The 2,480-nt window shown below is 73.3% G+C and carries 4 protein-coding genes; all 4 read right to left on the bottom strand.

Going from position 1 to position 2,480, the window contains the following annotated elements:
- A partial coding sequence (locus tag ACFXC1_RS41375) for an Asp23/Gls24 family envelope stress response protein (protein WP_381252870.1) occupies positions 1 to 794 on the bottom strand: 794 nt, incomplete at its 3' end.
- Positions 791 to 976 carry a hypothetical protein gene (locus tag ACFXC1_RS41380; protein ID WP_381252982.1) on the bottom strand — a complete coding sequence of 62 codons (186 nt, stop codon included), beginning with the start codon at positions 974 to 976 and terminating at the stop codon, positions 791 to 793. The genes ACFXC1_RS41375 and ACFXC1_RS41380, both read right to left, overlap by 4 nt.
- Positions 977 to 1,025: 49 nt before the next feature.
- The gene (locus tag ACFXC1_RS41385; protein WP_381252873.1) at positions 1,026 to 1,529 is read right to left on the bottom strand and encodes an Asp23/Gls24 family envelope stress response protein; all 504 of its coding nucleotides are present in this window, start codon (positions 1,527 to 1,529) and stop codon (positions 1,026 to 1,028) included.
- A gap of 353 nt (positions 1,530 to 1,882) precedes the next feature.
- Positions 1,883 to 2,245 carry a hypothetical protein gene (locus tag ACFXC1_RS41390; protein WP_381252876.1) on the bottom strand — a complete coding sequence of 121 codons (363 nt, stop codon included), beginning with the start codon at positions 2,243 to 2,245 and terminating at the stop codon, positions 1,883 to 1,885.
- Positions 2,246 to 2,480: the final 235 nt, after the last annotated feature.

The raw sequence follows: 2,480 nt of genomic DNA on the forward strand, positions 1-2,480 counted from the left end.
TGGTGGGCGCGGCCGGCCCGGGGGTCACGCCGGCCCCTAACCGTCACCGCTCGCAGGCCTGCCGTCGCGCCCCCCGCGCCCCGCCCGTGGGCTGCGCGGCCGCGGCGGTCGACCGCCGCGCCCATCCGCGGGTCGCAGGCGACGGTGAGCAGCCCGCGGTGTCCAGGTGTCAGAGCGAGGACGATCAACAGCAGGCCGAGTACGGCGACCGCGCCGGAGCCGACGACGACAGCGGGCTCGCCGGGGCCGTGCTCCGCCAGCCAGTGGAGGGCCCCGGTGCGCCAGGCGGCGGGCGGTCGGTGCGCGGTGTGGACCATGGCCATGTCGAAGGCCAGGGCACCGGCGGCCACGGCCGCCGCCAGCGTGACCAGTGTCATCGGCAGCCGCCGTTGCGACCACCAGCGCCAAGGCGTGCGGGTGCCGCTTGTCGCTGCCGTGGGGACGTGGGCCGGGGTTCCCTTCTGCGCCGTGGCAGTGCTGTCGGCCGGCAGCGGGTTCAGGGCGGTGACGCCTACCCGCGGCCGGGCGACATCGAGGCCGGTCAACTGCCGGGTGCGGGAGCCGACATGGTCCTGAAGCCGCCGTACTTCCTCGGCCACCGGGGCCGGATAGGGCAGGGCCACGTCGACGGCCACGTCCGCCCGCCGCCCGCGCACCCTGGCGCTGCCCTTCGCGATGCCGCGTACGGCCGTGGCACCACGGCCGGCCAGCACCTCGGCGGCCGACCGTTCGGCGATCTTGCGAACAGCCTTGTCCGAGAGGGTCGTTGTGCCGCGCTGTGCTGCCGTGGTCATCGACGGCTCCGCTCGTAGGCGTCCCGCAGATCCCGCATCCGTCCGCCACCGTCGAACCAGTGGCCCGCTGCCCACCCCAGGGCGCCCAGAGCGCCCACGAGGAGGAATGCCCCGAAGCCCCCGAAGAATCCGGCGAAGGCCAACGCCATCCCGGTGGCCATCCCCACGACCGGTCTGCTCACCACGTGTTCCTTTCTCTACGGCTGTCGGGCCTGCTGCCAGAGGGAACGATCACGCCACCCGGGAGTCCGTGGTCTGGCTCTCGGCGTCGTCTTCGGGCAGGTGCACGTCGTTGACGATGACGTTGACCTCCACCACCTCCAGGCCGGTGATGCGCTCCACGGCGGAGATGACGTTCTCCCGCACGTCACGGGCGACGTCCGTGATCGGGACGCCGTACTCCACGACGAGATCCAGGTCGATGGCCGTCTGGCGCTCGCCGACCTCGACCTTCACTCCGCGCCCCACGTTCGGCCGGCCGCCGGGCACCCGGTCACGGACGGCGCCGATGGTCCGTGACAGGCCGCCACCCATGTCGTAGACGCCCGGGATCTCCCGGGCCGCGATGCCCGCGACCTTTACCACGACGACATCGGCGATCGAGGTACGGCCGCGGTTCGCGGCCGGCTGGTCGGCCCCGGCGACACCGCCGGAGACGTCCGTCGTGGTCTGCGCGGGCTTGCGTGTCTGCGGGGCGGACACGCTCTGGGAAGTCGGTGCGGTCTGCGTGGTCATGGCACGTCCTCTCTGCTTCGTTCGGCAGTTGCTCTCATCCCGTCAGACCCGCCCCGGCCGTGCGTGTGACGCGGGTATCCGGAAAGTCTCAGCCCGGTTGCCCCCATCCGGGGGCGCTTGCCCGCTCGCTCTGCTACGACAGATCCCCGTGGCGATGTACGCGTTTTCAGCGCCCGGGACTGCCCGTCCCAATCGGAGGCCGAGGCGGCGGCATCGCGTCGGATGGGGCGGAGGCTGAAACACCTGCCACAGCCAGGGGCATCTCGGCGACGGGCGGGGGCTCACTTGGCCGGATCCGGCGTACGCCGGGGCAACTCCGCGAGGACGGGGGAACTGTTCGGGGCCAGGAGTGGCTACTCCGGAGAGTCGCTAGCGTCTCCCGAGGTGCTCTCGTCGTGGCGGTGAGGAGGGCAGGGCAGGGGGAGCGAGAACCAGACGGCTTTGCCTTCCCCGGCGAGCAGGGTGCCCAGGTTGAGGCCAGTTGGTCGAGCAGGGCCAGTCCGCGGCCCGACTCCTCGTCGGGGCCCGCGGTCCTGGCGAGGGGCAGGACCGGTCACGCCGTCGCTGTAGTCCTGGGGGTCGGGCAGCAGGGCGGCGAAAACGGAGCCGGCCGCCCGCTCCGGACAGGCCGTCTCGGCGATGGACTCTTCCAGGGCGATGGCGAGGGCGTCGATCCGCAATTCGATGTCGCTGGTGGGGGTTTCCACCAGCGACATCTGTGTAGAGGGCCAGCACGGAGCCCGGCGGCACGGTCAGGCGTATCTCCTGGTGGGGGACGTCGCCGACGCCCAGCAGCACACTGACATCGAGCGGGACACGGCAGGACTGCCGAGGGGCATGCACGGGTGCGGGGGGGGGGGGGGGGGGGGTGGGCGCCCCCCCCGCCGGGGGGGGGCTCGCACTCGGGGGCAGTGGGGCGCGGCGGCGGCGGGGGGGGGCGCGCGGGGGGCG

Source organism: Streptomyces hokutonensis (assembly GCF_042751305.1).
Lineage (GTDB): Bacteria > Actinomycetota > Actinomycetes > Streptomycetales > Streptomycetaceae > Streptomyces > Streptomyces hokutonensis_A.